Source organism: uncultured Nisaea sp. (assembly GCF_963974195.1).
In the GTDB taxonomy this organism is placed as follows: domain Bacteria; phylum Pseudomonadota; class Alphaproteobacteria; order Thalassobaculales; family Thalassobaculaceae; genus Nisaea.
Genome location: NZ_CAXBDC010000047.1, coordinates 18,118 through 33,636 on the forward strand (window position 1 = coordinate 18,118; position 15,519 = coordinate 33,636).

Here is a 15,519-nt window from a genome sequence, read left to right on the forward strand (position 1 = left end):
CGGGAAGATTTTCCTTAGCCATATCCCCCCTGCCGATCCTCCCTTATGACACTGAAAAAACACCGGGCGCTGTGTTCTGGATCGTCCGGTTCATACAAAAACTCAAAATCGGCTAAGGAAGAAAAATGCGTCTGCGAGACATCGGCCTATCGGCCAAGATGATGGGATTCGTCGTCGTAATCACCATCCTGAACGTGCTGTTCGGAGTCTGGACGGCCATCGATCAATGGGAAATGCTGAACGCCGGAAAACGGAACGGCATCAAGTCCATCGTCGAATCCTCCTCAAGCATTGTGGATGGCATCCGGACCCGCGCTCTGGCGGAAGGCCGCAGCGAGGAAGAGGCAAAGGCGGAAGCGGTCAAGGTCCTCGCCGGGCTGCGCTATGCGCATGACGATTATGTCTGGGTGAACGACCTGCGCCCAACCATCATCATGCACCCCACCAAGCCAAGTCTGAACGGGCGCGATGCCTCGGGGATCAAGGATCCGAACGGGGTCGCCATCTTCAAGGAAGCCGTCCGCACCGTCGCGAATGGCGGGGACGGCTTCGTGCCCTATCAGTGGCCAAAGCCCGGTTTCGATGAGCCGGTGGACAAGATTTCCTATGTGAAGCTTTACGAGCCCTGGGGCTGGGTCATCGGCAGCGGCGTCTATGTCGATGATGTGGTTGCCGATTTTCAGGCGGCACTGGTGCGGGTCGTTGTTTCCGTGCTTCTGGTCGCCGCCATCATGGTGCTTCTTGTCCTCGTGTTCCGGCGAACCATTGTCAGCCCTCTGACCAGGTCCATCAAGGCGATAGACCGGCTGGCCCATGACGATCTGTCCGTCGAAATTGATGTTACCGACCGTAAGGATGAGATCGGCTCCATGGCCGATGCCATCGTCACGTTCAGAGACCGCCTTATGGAACGGCGGAGAATGGAAGAACGGGAACGAGCGGAAGCCGCGGCCCAGATGCGGCAGAAGCAGGCCGTCGATGCGCTTGTGAGCGAGTTCTCCGGCACGATCGAACATGTCGTCGGCAAGCTTGGAGAGGCCTCCTCCGCCATGACCAGTACGGCGCAAACCGTCAATCACACCTCCTCCAGCACGAAGCAGCAGGCCGCGACGGTCGGCGAGGCGGCTGATCAGGTCAGTATCAGCGTCGAGACCGTTTCAGCCGCCTCCGAGCAGCTTGTCAGCTCGATCGGGGAGGTTGCCCGCCAGGTGGAAGACGCGCACCGGACGACAAGCACCGCGCGGGAAAAAACCGAGAAGACCGCGGGCACGGTGCAGCGCCTCGAAAATGCGGCCGACCGGATCACCGAAATCGTCGAGATGATCAATTCCGTCGCGGGGCAGACCAATCTGCTGGCCCTCAATGCCACCATCGAAGCCGCCCGGGCAGGCGAAGCGGGCAAGGGATTTGCCGTCGTGGCCGGGGAAGTGAAGGCGCTGGCGAATGAAACCGCCACCGCGACCAAGGAGATCGGCGACCAGATCTCCGAAATGCAGACGATCACGAAGGAAACGGCAACGGCAATCGCCGACATCGTCGCGGTCATTCAGCAGATCGACAGCGTCAGCGGCTCAATCGCCGCCGCCATGGACGAGCAAAGCGCCGCGACGCGGGAGATCGTCCGTTCGGTCGGGGATGTTTCCGGCAATACGGGGATGGTCGCCAGCAGCATTCGTCATGTCAGGGATGCGGCTGATCAGTCCGGCGTTGCCGCCGAAGCCGTGGCGGAAACGGCAGAGACCCTTGGCAACCAGACGAACGGCCTGCGCAATGATGTCAGCACGTTTCTGGCCCGCCTGCGGGAGCTGGCACAGAAGGACAGTATCGCCGCTGAATAAAGACGATTGCGGGTCATATCCCTCCGCCGGTTTCCGGAAGCCGGCGGAGGGCGTGCTCAGGAGTCCTTGAGAGCTCCAGCCTGCGCCACCTTCCGGGAAAGCAGCCCTTCGGGGCCGCTGACGGTGCATTCGAGATCCCGGATCCGGCCATCGCCGAGACCGTAGGCCCAGCCGTGCAGATGCAGCGGCGTGTCTGCTTCCCAGGTAGCCCGGACGATCGGTGTGCGGGCAAGTGTCTGCACCTGCGCCCTGACATTCAGCTCACAGAGCCTGTTATGCCGGTCCTCGTCCCCATGGCAGGTGTGAAGCTCGTCCTCGTAGCGTTCGGCGACATCGCGGATCGGCTGCAGCCAGTGATCGACGATACCATGCGCATTGCCATCCACCGCCGCGTGGACGCCGCCGCAGCCATAATGACCGCAAACGATCACATGCTTGACGTGCAGCACGCCGATGGCGAATTCCAGCACGGATAAAAGGTTCAGATCGCCGGGATGGACCAGGTTCGCGACATTGCGGTGCACGAAGACCTCGCCGGGCGCGAGGCCGGTGATGACATTCGCCGGAACCCGGCTGTCCGAACAGCCGATCCAGAGATAATCCGGTGTCTGCAATCCGGAGAGACGTTCAAAATAGTGCGGGTCTTCCCGCAATCTTTCCTCGGCCCATTCCACATTATGCTGCAGCAGACTGGACAAATCCGGCATCGACGCACCCATTCAATCGAAAGACAATTCCGATGGATATAGGGCGTGATGCCGCATTGCGAAAGAAAAACTGCCCGTATCAGCGCGCCAGACCGGCCTTTACCAGATAATCTGCAGCCTCGAGGATGCGTGTGGTGTCCCGCAACTCGATGATAAGACGGGGATTGGAGGTCAGGGCCTCAAGCGCCCGGAAGACCGATTTCCAGCGGATCGTCCCCTCGCCCATCACCCAATGACGGTCGGCATAACCGTCCGCGTCCTGCAAATGTACATGCTCCAGCATGTTTCCCGCGGCGACGACGAAATAATCGACGGGCGGCGCACCGGTCGAGCCGTGGGCATAATGCGCATGCCCGGTATCGATGGAGACGCGAACCCGCTCACTGTCGAAAGACTCCGCCAGCCGGACGCGCCAGCGCGGGTCGATATCCTCGATATTCTCGATCACCAGCGTGACGCCGATTGCCTCGGCCCGCTTCACCGCCTCGTCCAGCGTGGCATGCACCCGTCCGACAGCATCTTCCATGCTGCCCGGCTTGTTATCGAAGTTATTGTAATTCCAGGTCGTGAAGGGGCTGTGCACGACCATCTGCGTGGCGCCGATCTCCTCGCAGGCATCGAGCCCCTGCATCATCCGCTTTTTCACGACCTCGCGGATATCCGGATCCATGGAGTCGATGACAAAGCCCCAGAACGGTCCATGAATACCAAGTCGGCCTGTATATCCCGAAAGCTGCTTCTTGATTTCCGCCGCCCGTGACTTCCAGTCGCCATTCAGAACCTCCGCCGTATGAAAATCCTGAATTTCGAGATCGCGCTGACCATCGATCAGCCAGTCCCGGTAACGCTCAAGCATACGGGCGGGCATGGCCGCGCCAAGAATGGGCAAGGATGTGGCGGCGACATCGTTCATTGGAGAGAGTTCCTGTTACGGTGATGACTGGGACGAAGAAAGCTGGAGTGTGCCGTCCAAGCGATTTGCATAACAAAGAAATTTTCGAGACACTGTATGTGACCGGTTGAAGGTGCATGTGGTGGGGCACGATGCGTCAGTTGCTTTACGCGGAAGGCGTGGGAGAGTGCGATGCCCATAGTCATCGACTATACCGGGTCCGGAGTTCATCGTGTCTTTTCAGGACATATTGATTTCGTCGATGTGTTCCAGGCCAACGGAAAGGTGTGGGGGCATCCAGACTGGCACAAATTCCGCTATATGGTCGACGACCTCCGGAACATATCAAGCACCAGCTTCAATCGGGACGATGCCGCACTGACCGGGAAGATGCATATCCCCGCTGCGAGCTCCAATCCCAGACTGCGCGTCGCGGCAATCTCGACCGACCCCAAAATCCTCCCCGTTCTGGAGGAATTCAGGCCGCTTATGGCAGACGTCGGCTGGCAATACCGGGTTTGCCAAACTTCTGAAGAAGCCTGGGACTGGGCAGTACCCGGCGGCAAGCCACGACAGGCTGGTGCCAACTAGGCCGTTTGGGGATCTCTCAAGCGGGGCTGGTCAGATGACGGCATATCCGAAAAACGCTCGCGCACGGCAGCGATCTCGTCAAAACTCTCCATGAACAGGTCGATCCCGCGCGGATCGAAATGGCGTCCGCGCTGCTCCGTCATGAATGTCCGGATATCCGCCGGCGACCAGGCCTTCTTGTAGCTTCGCGTGCTGCCAAGAGCGTCGAACACATCCGCGATTGCGACCAGCCGTCCATAGATGTGAATTTCCTCACCCTTTTTTCCATACGGATAGCCAGAGCCATCCCATTTCTCATGATGCTCCAGGGCAATGATCGAGGCAGTTTTCAAAATCTTGCGGTTTGATCCAACAAGCATCCGGTGACCGAGTTCTGCGTGGGATTTCATGATCTCCCACTCTTCCGGCTCAAGTTTTCCGGGCTTGTTCAGGATTGCATCCGGAATGCCAATCTTGCCGATATCATGGAGCGGCGCAGCCAGTTTGATCAGCTCGACCTCGTCACTGCCAAGCCCATACGCGGCGGCGAGCATGCGGCTGACCTCAGCCACCCGTTTCACATGATTTCCTGTTTCCTCCGAACGGGTCTCCACCGCATCGCCGAGCAGATAGACAATCTCACGCTGCGTGCTGAAGACATCCTCGTGCAGCTGCGCGTTCTCGAAAGCGATGGATACGTTCTGGATAAACAGTTCCAGCAAGCGCCGATCAACCGGACTGATCGCGCTGACACCGGACATATAGGTCAGGTTCACCCCACCCTGCCGGTCCTCGAAAAAGCCTATGAAATCACCATCTTCATAACTGCTTTTCCGGCTCTTGATGGCACCATCCAGCCGGTGGACAATGTCTTCCGGTAAAACGTTTTGCGCATCGCGGCCGGCATAGGTGCTGAAGTCTCCCGTCCCGGCCAAAATATGCAATCTGTCGCCGGTATAGGAGGCTGCAAGACCGCCTCTCACCATACTGTTCTTCTGCATGTAAACCGCGCTTGGATCGAGATGGAGGAGCGCGGTGAGCTGCTCGAGGGCCCCTTCGGCGAACTTGTTCATCGATTTGAGCTCGAACACATTGGCTGATGCCGAGATCACCTGCTCCAGACCGTGCTTGTTCTGCTCTATCGTGATGATGTCCCGATAGGATCGGAGCGCGCTGCACAGCAGGGTGAACAGCTTCGTCGCAGTGAGGTCCGTCTTTTCCTTGTAGTCGTTGATGTCGTAATTCGCGATGACCTTGCGTTCCGGCGCCTGCCCTGGCTGCCCCGTCCGCAAGACAATACGCGAGCGCCAGTTATTCAACTCCTCCCGAATGTACTGCACAACCTGAAGCCCGGCATGCTCGGTCTCCATAACCACATCCAGCAGGATCAGCGCGGCGTCCTGATGATCCGCCAGAACGTCCTTCGCCTCGGTGCCGGAATAACAACTGATGAAACTCAACCCGCGACCCGCGAACTCGAAATCCGCCAGCGTCAACTTGGTGACATCATGCATCCCCGGATCATCGTCGATGATGATGATCTTCCATTTGGGTTGCACGGCATGCGGACGGTCGAGGGCAGTGGCATCCGGCTCCTCCGCAGCGAAGATAAGGGCATCATCATCAATCATAGGCGGTCTCCGACTTGACCGGGAGCGTTATACTGAACCACGTTCCCTCTCCGGACTTACTGAAACAGCAAATTGTATCGGCCACCCTGGCCGTCATCCCCCATATGCAATACGCATTCCGGGCCCGCGGCTTATGGCCTGCGGGAATCCAGAGTTGTTTCAGTGGGAGCCGGCGGCCTAAGACGCGAAAACACCCCCATAGAGTGCGAAAATAGCATTCACGGCAATTAAAAAATCAAACACGGGAACATTGAGCAGATCCCTGTTTGAAAGCCCGGCGCATCTCGTACAACCCTGGATGATTCACGCTAAAGCTCAGAACGTTAAAAACCTGTAAATCCCCGCCTTGCTCTGGAATATGAGATCCGCGCGAGCTTGCGCGGTTTCATTAGAATGAAGACCGTCAGCCCTCCATGACGGCTCTGCGCCCGCAGGAACACACAATGCCGGATCATGAAAGCGATCCGGACACCCGAAGCACCGGTCTCCTTCCGGCACAGACATTGTGCTTTTCGGCGGCGGCTATCAGAGTGACATGATCAAAATAGTAAAGAAGCCAAGCAGGGGGACGGGATGGGAGCTTTCGATCTGAGCGGCAAGGTCGCCGCGGTAACGGGCGGCAACGGCGGCATCGGTCTGGCGATGGCCGAGGGACTTGCCAGGGCCGGCGCGTCAATCATGATCATCGGGCGCAATTCCGAGAAAAACAACATCGCCGAAGGAAAGCTGGCAGCGCTCGGCGTCAAGGCCAGCGCCTTTACGGCCGACGTGACCAGCGAAGAGGATTGCGCGGCCGCCATGGCCGCGGCGAAAGACCGCTTCGGGCGACTCGATATCCTGATCAACAATGCCGGCACCAATATCCGCAACGTGCCGCACAAGCTCTCGCTGCAGGACTGGCGGACGGTGATCGACACCAATCTGAGCAGCGCCTTCATCTGCAGCAATGCGGCCTACCCTCTGCTGTCGGCCGAGGGCGGCAAGATCATCAATATCGGTTCCATGCTGTCGATTTTCGGCTCCAGTTACGGTGCGGCCTATGCTGCCAGCAAGGGCGGCATCGTGCAGCTCACCAAGTCGCAGGCCGTGGCCTGGGCGCCGGACAATATCCAGGTGAACGCCATCCTGCCCGGCTGGATCAATACCGACATGACCCGGCAGGCCCGGATCGATGTAGACGGTTTGCACGATCGCATTCAGGGCCGCACCCCGGCCGACCGCTGGGGCGATCCCGAAGACCTGGCCGGCGTCGCGGTGTTCCTTTCCGCCGCCGCCTCCAATTTCGTCACCGGCACGGCCATTCCGGTCGATGGCGGTTTCTCCGTGAATATCTGATTTTCGCTTTCCAGCCCCCTGAGGATAATTATGACTGGCAAACCCATCGATGAGGTTCTGAACTGGCTGGACAGCCAGCGTGAAGCCATGACCGACCTGCTCGAAGAGCTGGTGAACACGGAATCCGGCACCTACAACAAACCCGGCGTCGATGCCGTCGGCGCGAAGATCGAGGCGCATCTGAACGCCGCCGGGATCAAGACCGAACGCACCGGTGCCGAGAACTTCGGCGATTGCATCCGGGCCGAGATCTCGGCCGCGCCGGGCGGCGCCAACCGGCATATCGTGCTGATGGGCCACCGGGACACCGTCTTCCCGGACGGCACCGTTGCGGACCGTCCCTTCACCAGGGATGGCGATATCGCCTACGGCCCCGGCGTTGCCGACATGAAATCCGGCTTGGTGATGAACACCTTCATCATGGAAGCCTTCCACAAGTTCGGCGGCGCCCCCTTCCCGCTGGTCGCCCTCTATACCGGTGACGAGGAAATCGGCTCTCCTTCCGGACGTCCGGTGATCGAGGCCACCGCGCGCGGCGCACGGGCGGTCTTCAACGCGGAGCCCGGCCGTGAGACCGGTAACGTCGTGACCGGCCGCAAGGGCGCCTCCTTCTTCAAGTTCGAGATTGCCGGTGTCGCCGCCCATTCCGGTGGCCAGCCCGAGAAAGGCGTCAGCGCGATCGAGGAAATGGCCCGCAAGATCCAGGCCCTGCATGCACTCACGAACTTCGAGACCGGCGTCACGGTGAATGTCGGCCTGCTCTCCGGCGGCAGCTCCGTCAACACGGTCGCTCCGCTCTGCACCGCCGAGGTGGATGTCCGGTTCAAGACCATGGAACAGCGCGACCAGGTCTGGCGCGATATCCAGGAGATCCTCGACACCACCCACCTGCCCGGCACGGAAACCCGCGTCGTTCAGGAACGCGGTTTCCTGCCGCTCACCATGTCGGGCGACAGCCAGAATATTTTCGACATTTATGTCAGCGGCGCGTCCGAGCTCGGCATGGCCATCGACGGCGAGTTTTCCGGCGGCAGCGCGGATAGCGGCTTCACCGCCCAGGTCGGCACCCCAACCCTGTGCTCTACCGGCCCGGTCGGCGGCGGCGCGCATTCGATCAACGAATATTGCCGTCTGGATACCCTGGTGCCGCGCGCAAAAGCGGTCGCACTTGCGATTTCACGCCTGAATGCGTGATCTGTAAGAAACAGGGACAGCAATCTCCCGCATGGCTGGACATTCGGGCCGCGCGGCCTCATGTCTGTTTATCGGTTGTGTTCGGGGGGAGATTCTGAAAATGGCACGCGTTCTGGTTCTCTTCGCGCATCCGCGAACCGACCGGTCCGTCGCGAACACGGCCCTGGTTGCCGCCGCGCGTGCCATCGACGGCGTGGAGCTGGTCGATCTCTATGCTGAATATCCGGATTTCGATATCGATATCGACCGGGAACAGCGGCGCCTGCTGGAATCGGACAGCCTTGTGCTGCAGCACCCTGTCTACTGGTATTCCAGCCCCGCCTTGCTGAAGGAATGGCAGGATCTCGTGTTTGAACACGGGTTCGCCTACGGCTCCGAAGGAACCGCGCTTGCCGGCAAAGTCATGCTTCAGGTCGCCACCTGCGGCACGGCCCGCGAGGCCTACAAAAAACGGGGCAAATACGAAAACGAGCTGCGGACATTGTTCTCGCCCTTCGAACAGACCGCCAAGTTTTGCGGGATGCGCTATATTGCGCCCTTCGGAGTCTTCTCGGCCGAGGACGCCGAGGAGGAAAAACGGCTCGACGGCATCGTTGCCGATTACAGCCGCCTGCTGACCGCATTGCGCGACAACACATTGAATCTTGAGAAAGCCGGGGCGGCACCGCTTTTGAACGATATCCTCGAAGAGGCTATTTCCCCGGAACCGGCGGCCGTCTGATGGGGTTCTTTCAGGACGCGTTCATCTATCTGCTTGCCGCCGTGATCGCGGTTACCGTATCGCACCGGCTCGGCCTCGGCTCCGTGCTCGGCTATCTCTTCGCGGGCATCGCCATCGGTCCGGTGCTCGGCATCGTCGCCGGTGCGGAAACCGAAACGGTCAAGCATTTCGCCGAATTCGGCGTGGTCATCATGCTGTTCCTGATCGGGCTTGAGCTGGAACCGCAGATGATCTGGCGCATGCGCTGGCAATTGCTCGGATTGGGCGGACTCCAGGTCGTGCTCACGACCGCCACCCTGACAGCGGCCGCGATGGCCGTAGGGTTCGCCTGGCAGACCGCCCTCGTCATCGGCATGACGCTCGCGCTTTCTTCCACGGCCATCGTGCTGCAAACCCTGAACGAGAAAGGCTGGATGCGATCGCGGGGCGGGCAGTCCGCCTTTTCCGTGCTGCTTTTTCAGGACATCGCGGTCATCCCCATGCTGGCCCTGCTGCCATTGCTGGCCGTCGGCGATCCGATTGCGATAGATCCGGGCAATGCCGCCGACCCCGCGCATCACGGAAGTCTGCTGGACGGCTTTCCCGGCTGGTTCCAGACGCTCGTCATCGTCGCCACCATTGCCTTCATCATCCTGACCGGACGCTTTCTGGTCCGGCCGGCCTTCCGCCTGATCGCCGCGTCCCAGATGCGGGAGCTCTTCACCGCCGCCGCCCTGCTGATCGTTGTATCCACCGCCCTGCTGATGGACCTCGTCGGGGTGTCCGCCGCGCTCGGGGCTTTTCTCGCCGGTGTCGTGCTGTCGACCAGCGAATACCGGCATGCCATCGAAAGCGATATCGAACCGTTCAAGGGGCTGCTGCTCGGCCTGTTCTTCATCTCCGTCGGCGCGGGTATCGATTTCGGACTGCTGTTCTCCGAGTTCTTCCTGATCATCGGCATCGCCCTCGGCATCATCCTGGTCAAGGCCCTGGTTCTGCTCGCACTGGCGGGTATCTTCCGGCTGCCCTGGCAGGACACATGGATGTTCGGCCTCGGCCTCGCCCAGGCGGGTGAATTCGCCTTTGTGCTGTTCGGCTTTGCCGGATCGAGCGGCGCCATTGCCGGCAGCCTGGTCGAGATTCTGATCCTCGCCGTTGCCGTCACCATGCTGCTGACGCCGCTGCTGTTCATCCTGTTCGAACGCTATGTCGCACCGCGTACGCTCACCGAGACAAACCGGCCGGCGGACGACATTCCGGAACCCGGCACGGTGGTGATCGCCGGTGTCGGCCGCGTCGGCCAGATCATCGCCCGCCTGCTGATGGCGGAGAATTACAAGATCGTGGTGCTCGACCACGATCCCAATCTGGTCGAACGGATGCGCCAGACCGGCGTGCACAGTTATTACGGCGACGCTACCCGCCCGGACCTGCTCGAAGCCGCCGGACTTGGCGAGGCCGAAGTTCTGGTTGCGGCGCTCGACGATCAGGACCAGCAGACCGCGCTCGTCCGGCATGTGGCGGAGCATTTCCCGAAATGCCGCATCGTCGCCCGCGCCTTCGATCGTCATCATCTCTATGAGCTTGAGAAGGCCGGCGCCCATGCAATTGAACGCGAGGCCTTCGAGGGCGCGCTGATGCTCGGCCGCCGCACCTTGCGTGAACTCGGCCTGCATCCCTTCCGGGCCGAACAGAAGGTCCGCGCCTTCCGCCGCCACGATATGCAGACCGTCGATGTCCTGCGCGAATACTGGGCCGGCGGCGTCGGGAAAAAGTACCTCACAGCGGTTCGCGAGCGCCTCGACGAGCTGATGCAGGTCATGCGCTCGGACCGTCTCGCCGGCAAAAACCTGCCGGACCGTGAATGGACACCACCACGCGGTGAAGACGCCGAGCGCTGAAAAGGTGTGGCAATTTTCCGTCAGGAAGACTTTTCAGATTGAACGGATTGAAATAGAACCGATCTAGTCCCTATTCGATCCATCAAACCTAAGGACCAATCCGTGGAAGCTATCGATCTGCTCCTCACCCGCCGTTCCGTCGTCGTCAAGGATATGGTCGGGCCGGGCCCCGATGCGGCCGAGCTGGAAAAAATCCTCACCGCCGGTATCCGGGTTCCGGATCACGGCAAGATCGGCCCCTGGCGCATTCAGGTGCTGCATGAAGCCGGTCAGGCAGCGCTCGGCGAGGTCTTCGCAAGCCGCTTTGCCGAGATCTGGGGCGAGGATGCCTCCGAGAACATGATCACCTTCGAGCGGGAACGGCCGGGCCGGGCGCCGGTTCTTCTGGTTGTTACCGCCGACCTTCATCCGGATCACAAGGTGCCGCTGATCGAGCAGCAGATGTCCGGCGGCGCACTTTGCATGAACCTGCTGAACGCGGCGCATGCCCTCGGCTATGTCGCCCAGTGGCTGACCGAATGGCCGGCTTTCGACGAGGGCGTCAAGAAGGCCCTCGGCCATTCCGCCGACACCGAGATCATCGGCTTCGTCTATATCGGCAGTGCCTCCACCCCGCCGACGGAGCGCCCGCGCCCCGCTCTGGAGACCGTCGTCTCCGAATGGACTGGCGCGTGAGCGGGCTGACCATCCGGTCGGCAACGCTGGCGGATATTCCCCGTATCGCGGAGATCTACTGCGCCGCCCGCCTGATTGCCTATGACGGTCTGGTTCCGGAAGCGGATCTGATCGCCAGCGCCGCGCCCGATCGTCCGAAATGGCGCGAACTGCTTGAGGACGAGGGCGTAACCTTCCTTGTCGGCGAGCGGGACGGGGAAATCCTGGTCATGGCCGTCCTGGAAGGCTCCAAACTGGAATCCCTCCACGTCGATCCGGCAGCCCATGGCGGCGGCGTCGGGAAAGCCCTGCTTGCCCACTGCCACGCATTGGCCGGTCCCGGCATGGAGCTCTATTGCCTGGCCGGAAACGACCGGGCTATCGGGTTCTACGAGAAAGCCGGCATGCGGCGGACGGGGACCGTCGATCAGACGATCTACGGCACCCGTTACGACGCGGTGCGTTTCGCCTACGACGACTGATCACCGTCTTTCAAGGCACCCGCCAGAACCGCGATATGGGCGGCACTGATGCCACAACATCCGCCGATGATCGATGCCCCCATATCGCGCCATTTCCGGGCCCAGACCACATAGGCCGGCGGATCGAGGTCCCGGCGCATTTCACTGAGCCCTTCATTCGCGGCCATGCCGCTTGCCGGTTTGCCGAAGGCATTCGCATAGACGCCGGTCCGGATGGACACCGGCAGGGCGGCACGCGCCTCGCGCAGCGCTTCCTCCATCACTTCCGGTACACTGCAATTGAACAGAACCGCCTCCGCACCACAGCGCGCCGCCGCGGCCGCCGCATCGCGGACAGCCTCGCCGGAGCGCAGTCTCGGGGCACCCTGTTCCGGAGTGTCGTCTTCAAGCGTATAGGCGACCCAGAGCGGCTTCGGCGCTGAAGCTGTCGCCTCTGCAGCGGCCGCCATCTCGGCAATGCTGCTGGTCGTCTCGATCAGCCAGAGATCAACATGCGGCGCCAGCCCGCCCACCAGTTCCGCCAGCAGGGCCGGCGCGCGCTCCGCATCGAAATCCTCCGGCTGGTAGGAGCCGAAGAGCGGCGGGACGGAGCCGGCGACCTGTACGCCCGGATATTTGTCCGCGGCTGCTCGGGCAAGCGTTCCGGACAATTCGATCAGCCGCCGTCCATCACTGGCGAAACGCTCTTCGCCGATGTGGAACGGAACGACGGCATAGCTGTTCGTAGTGATGACCCCGGCACCGGCCTTGATGAATTCGATATGTGCCTGCTCGACGATTTCCGGCGTTTCCATCAGTGCCAGCGCGGACCATTCCGGCTGCCTGAACGGCGCGCCAAGACGTTCAAGCTCACGCGAGAAACCGCCGTCAAGAATGGTGACATTTTCCGACATTCAAGGGGTCCTTTCATCGGATTGTCGTGGCCGGGTATTCCGCCACGGATTTGCCAAGCTTCTGCGGCACAGCTGTTATCTTGACAAGCCTCTTGCCCGCAAAAGACAAGATGCTTACCACTCGACGGCCATATGCCTTTCCCCTGGGAGGAACAATGAAAAAGATCACCAAACTGCTGAGCGCCGGTCTGCTCGGCGTGGCGCTTACCGCACCGGCACTGATCGCGGCCGATGCCGCTGCCGAAACCCGCGTGACCTACAAGTCCGCGAAATCGACCTCGTCCTATTACCAGATGGCCGTCCAGGTCGCCGAAGCGGTGAAGAAAGCCACCGGCGGCGCCATGGTTCTGACCGTCGAGGAAAGCCAGGGCTCGGTCCAGAACGTCAAGGAAAGCGCCCGCCGCCCCGGTAATTACGTTTTCACCACCCCGCCGGTGCTGGTGAAGCTGGCCATGGCCAACAAGGGCAAGTTCGAGGACAGCACGGATTACACATCCATCCGTGCCCTGTTCCCGATCCCGTCCCTCACCATGCATTACGTCGTTCGCGGCGATAGCGGCGTGACGAGCTTCGACGAACTTGCCGGAAAAAGCTTTATCATCGGTAAAGGCAGCTTCGGCGCCAGTGAAGCCGCCAAGAACTTCAAGCTGTTCGGTCTCGACGGCAAGGTGAAGCTGGTCGATGCCGAGCTGAATGCCGCTGTCCCGGCCCTGAAGAACCGTCAGGTGGACGGCTTCGCCACCGCCGGCTCCTACCCGGCGCCGAACGTGATCGAGGCCGCCGCGGGCACGGAAGTCCAGCTGCTCTCCATGACCGACGAGCAGATCAAGGCAACCAAGCGCACCAAGCTGGTGATCCCGGCCGGAACCTATCCGGGCATCGATAAAGATGTGAACACCACGTCCCTGCCGGTTGTCGCCTACACCACGACGAAGATGAGCGACGACGATGCCTACACGCTGACCAAGTCCTATTGGGAAGCAAAGGGTTCCATGGGCAGCAGCGCCAAATGGTGGGACGGCGTGAAACCGGAAATGCTGGCCAACGTGATCGGCAAGCTGCATCCGGGCGCGGCCCGTTACTATGCGGAAGCCGGCATCGCCATTCCCGACGCCATCAAGTAAACCACACCTCACACAGCGGGAGACGGACCGCCGTCTCCCGCGCCTGCCCCTTCCCGATACGCGACCGAGATTGCGCCGATGCTTCCCTCCGCTAATGACCGGACCGTGCCATTCAGTGGCGTGGCGGCGCTCGTCACCCTGCTTGCCTTCGGGTCCGTCGCGTTCCATGTCACGCTGATCTTCACCGGCCTGCTGCCGAATCTGCTGGTGCGCCCGGTGCATCTGGCACTGGCGCTTCCCTGGGTTTTCGTCATTGGTGCGGGCGGCTCTCTCGTCTCCCGGATCTCGGGCTGGCTCTTGGCCGGGGCCGGGATCGCCATCTGCGCTTACATCTCCTGGAATACCGAAGCCCTTGGCGACCAGTACGGTTACACCGAAGGCTGGCTGCAGCGCGCGGGCGGTGTCCTGATCCTCCTGATTGTCCTTGAGATGGCGCGCCGGGCGGTGAAACTGGCCCTGCCGGCATTCGCCGTCATTGCCTTGCTTTACGGCCTCTTTGGCGACTATCTGCCGGGCGAGTTCGGCCATCCGGGCCTGCCGTTCGACAGCCTGCTCGGCACCCTTGTCATTGCCGAGGGCGGGATCTGGGGACCGCTTACCGGTGTCTCCGTCAATGTCGTCGCCGTCTTCATCGTGCTCGGTGCCCTGGTCGGCGCGGGACATGGCGGCACCGGCTTCATGAATGTCGCCACCCGGCTGGCTGGGCGTCTCAAGGGCGGGGCGGCCAAGGTCTCCGTGCTCGCCTCGGCCCTGTTCGGCTCGATCAGCGGCTCCGCCTCCGCCAATGTCGCCTCCACCGGCGCCTTCACCATTCCGACCATGCGCCGTCTCGGCTACCCGGCGCCGCTCGCCGCCGCCGTCGAGGCTGTCGCGTCCTCCGGCGGGCAGATCATGCCACCGCTGATGGGCGCCGGTGCCTTCGTCATGGTGGAGCTTCTGGCGACCACCTACGACACCATCGTCGCCGCCGCGATCCTGCCTGCCATCCTGTTCTTCGCCGCCGTCTGGTTCGGTATCGACTGGTTCGCCGCCCGCGATGGCCTGAAGGCGATGGATGCCTCCGAAATCCCGGACCGGCGCGCGGTGCTGCGCACGCTGCCTTTCTTCGTCATCCCCTTCGGCGCCCTGCTGGCCGTGCTGTTCGGCACCGGCTACACGCCGCAATATGCCGCCGGTGTGGCGATCTTCGCCGCCGCCGCCATGCTGCCGCTGAACCCGGACGGCTTCGCCGGGTTGAAGACCACCTGGGACCGGCTCTCCAGCGCCGCCGTAGATGCCGCCCGGCAGATCGCCATGATCGCCTCGATCATTCTCTGTGCCGGGATCATCGTCGGCGTGCTGAACATGACCGGGCTTGGCGTCAAGGTGACCTCGGCCATCCTCTCCTTCTCCGGCGGCCAGCTCTGGGCCGCCCTGCTACTGACCGCACTGGCCTGCCTGATCCTCGGCATGGAAGTGCCGACGACCGCCGCCTATGTGATCTGCATTTCCGTCGCGGGTCCGGCATTGCAGGAACTCGGTCTGCCGCCGCTGACGGCACATCTGTTCGTCTTCTGGTACGCCCTGCTCTCGACCATCACGCCGCCGGTCTGCGGCAC

At 61.6% G+C, this 15,519-nt stretch carries 14 protein-coding genes; 10 read left to right on the top strand and 4 right to left on the bottom strand.

What is annotated here, in order from left to right:
• Nucleotides 1-125 precede the first annotated feature (125 nt).
• Nucleotides 126-1,838 carry a cache domain-containing protein gene (locus AAC126_RS11950; RefSeq protein WP_339853622.1) on the top strand — a complete coding sequence of 571 codons (1,713 nt, stop codon included), beginning with the start codon at nucleotides 126-128 and terminating at the stop codon, nucleotides 1,836-1,838.
• Nucleotides 1,839-1,894: 56 nt separating this feature from the next.
• Here AAC126_RS11950 and AAC126_RS11955 read toward each other — a convergent pair whose 3' ends face one another.
• Nucleotides 1,895-2,545 (bottom strand): carbonic anhydrase, encoded by a 651-nt coding sequence (locus tag AAC126_RS11955; RefSeq protein WP_339853623.1) that lies wholly within the window; start codon nucleotides 2,543-2,545, stop codon nucleotides 1,895-1,897.
• 79 nt (nucleotides 2,546-2,624) lie between these two features.
• Nucleotides 2,625-3,458 carry a sugar phosphate isomerase/epimerase family protein gene (locus tag AAC126_RS11960; RefSeq protein ID WP_339853624.1) on the bottom strand — a complete coding sequence of 278 codons (834 nt, stop codon included), beginning with the start codon at nucleotides 3,456-3,458 and terminating at the stop codon, nucleotides 2,625-2,627.
• Nucleotides 3,459-3,629: 171 nt separating this feature from the next.
• Between AAC126_RS11960 and AAC126_RS11965 the strand changes: the two genes are divergently transcribed.
• Nucleotides 3,630-4,028 carry a hypothetical protein gene (locus AAC126_RS11965; RefSeq protein WP_339853626.1) on the top strand — a complete coding sequence of 133 codons (399 nt, stop codon included), beginning with the start codon at nucleotides 3,630-3,632 and terminating at the stop codon, nucleotides 4,026-4,028.
• Here AAC126_RS11965 and AAC126_RS11970 read toward each other — a convergent pair.
• A complete protein-coding gene (locus tag AAC126_RS11970) occupies nucleotides 4,025-5,638 on the bottom strand; it encodes a DUF3369 domain-containing protein (protein ID WP_339853628.1) in 1,614 nt (537 codons plus the stop codon). The genes AAC126_RS11965 and AAC126_RS11970 overlap by 4 nt on opposite strands.
• 573 nt (nucleotides 5,639-6,211) lie before the next feature.
• On the opposite strand from AAC126_RS11970, the gene AAC126_RS11975 reads away from it, so the two are divergent.
• From AAC126_RS11975 to AAC126_RS12000, 6 genes are all read left to right on the top strand, one after another.
• A complete protein-coding gene (locus tag AAC126_RS11975; RefSeq protein ID WP_339853630.1) occupies nucleotides 6,212-6,973 on the top strand; it encodes an SDR family oxidoreductase in 762 nt (253 codons plus the stop codon).
• Between the two features lie 30 nt (nucleotides 6,974-7,003).
• Nucleotides 7,004-8,167: a M20 family metallopeptidase gene (locus AAC126_RS11980; RefSeq protein ID WP_339853631.1), complete on the top strand. Its 1,164-nt coding sequence runs from the start codon at nucleotides 7,004-7,006 to the stop codon at nucleotides 8,165-8,167.
• A 100-nt stretch (nucleotides 8,168-8,267) separates the two neighbouring features.
• Entirely contained in the window at nucleotides 8,268-8,888 is a 621-nt protein-coding gene (locus AAC126_RS11985) for an NAD(P)H-dependent oxidoreductase (RefSeq protein ID WP_339853632.1), read from the top strand.
• Nucleotides 8,888-10,768, top strand: a complete 1,881-nt coding sequence (locus AAC126_RS11990) for a monovalent cation:proton antiporter-2 (CPA2) family protein (protein ID WP_339853633.1) — start codon at nucleotides 8,888-8,890, stop codon at nucleotides 10,766-10,768. Before AAC126_RS11985 ends, AAC126_RS11990 begins: the two co-directional genes overlap by 1 nt.
• 102 nt (nucleotides 10,769-10,870) lie before the next feature.
• Nucleotides 10,871-11,443: a nitroreductase gene (locus tag AAC126_RS11995; RefSeq protein ID WP_339853635.1), complete on the top strand. Its 573-nt coding sequence runs from the start codon at nucleotides 10,871-10,873 to the stop codon at nucleotides 11,441-11,443.
• Nucleotides 11,440-11,904, top strand: coding sequence for a GNAT family N-acetyltransferase (locus tag AAC126_RS12000; protein WP_339853637.1), 465 nt, complete (start codon nucleotides 11,440-11,442; stop codon nucleotides 11,902-11,904). Before AAC126_RS11995 ends, AAC126_RS12000 begins: the two co-directional genes overlap by 4 nt.
• Here AAC126_RS12000 and AAC126_RS12005 read toward each other — a convergent pair.
• Entirely contained in the window at nucleotides 11,892-12,797 is a 906-nt protein-coding gene (locus tag AAC126_RS12005; RefSeq protein WP_339853639.1) for a homocysteine S-methyltransferase family protein, read from the bottom strand. The two genes, AAC126_RS12000 and AAC126_RS12005, sit on opposite strands and share 13 nt — an antisense overlap.
• Before the next feature lie 155 nt (nucleotides 12,798-12,952).
• Between AAC126_RS12005 and AAC126_RS12010 the strand changes: the two genes are divergently transcribed.
• Both AAC126_RS12010 and AAC126_RS12015 read left to right on the top strand, forming a co-directional pair.
• Nucleotides 12,953-13,921: a TAXI family TRAP transporter solute-binding subunit gene (locus tag AAC126_RS12010; RefSeq protein WP_339853641.1), complete on the top strand. Its 969-nt coding sequence runs from the start codon at nucleotides 12,953-12,955 to the stop codon at nucleotides 13,919-13,921.
• A 78-nt stretch (nucleotides 13,922-13,999) separates the two neighbouring features.
• Nucleotides 14,000-15,519: TRAP transporter fused permease subunit (locus AAC126_RS12015; protein WP_339853643.1), on the top strand; the 1,520-nt coding region annotated here is incomplete at its 3' end.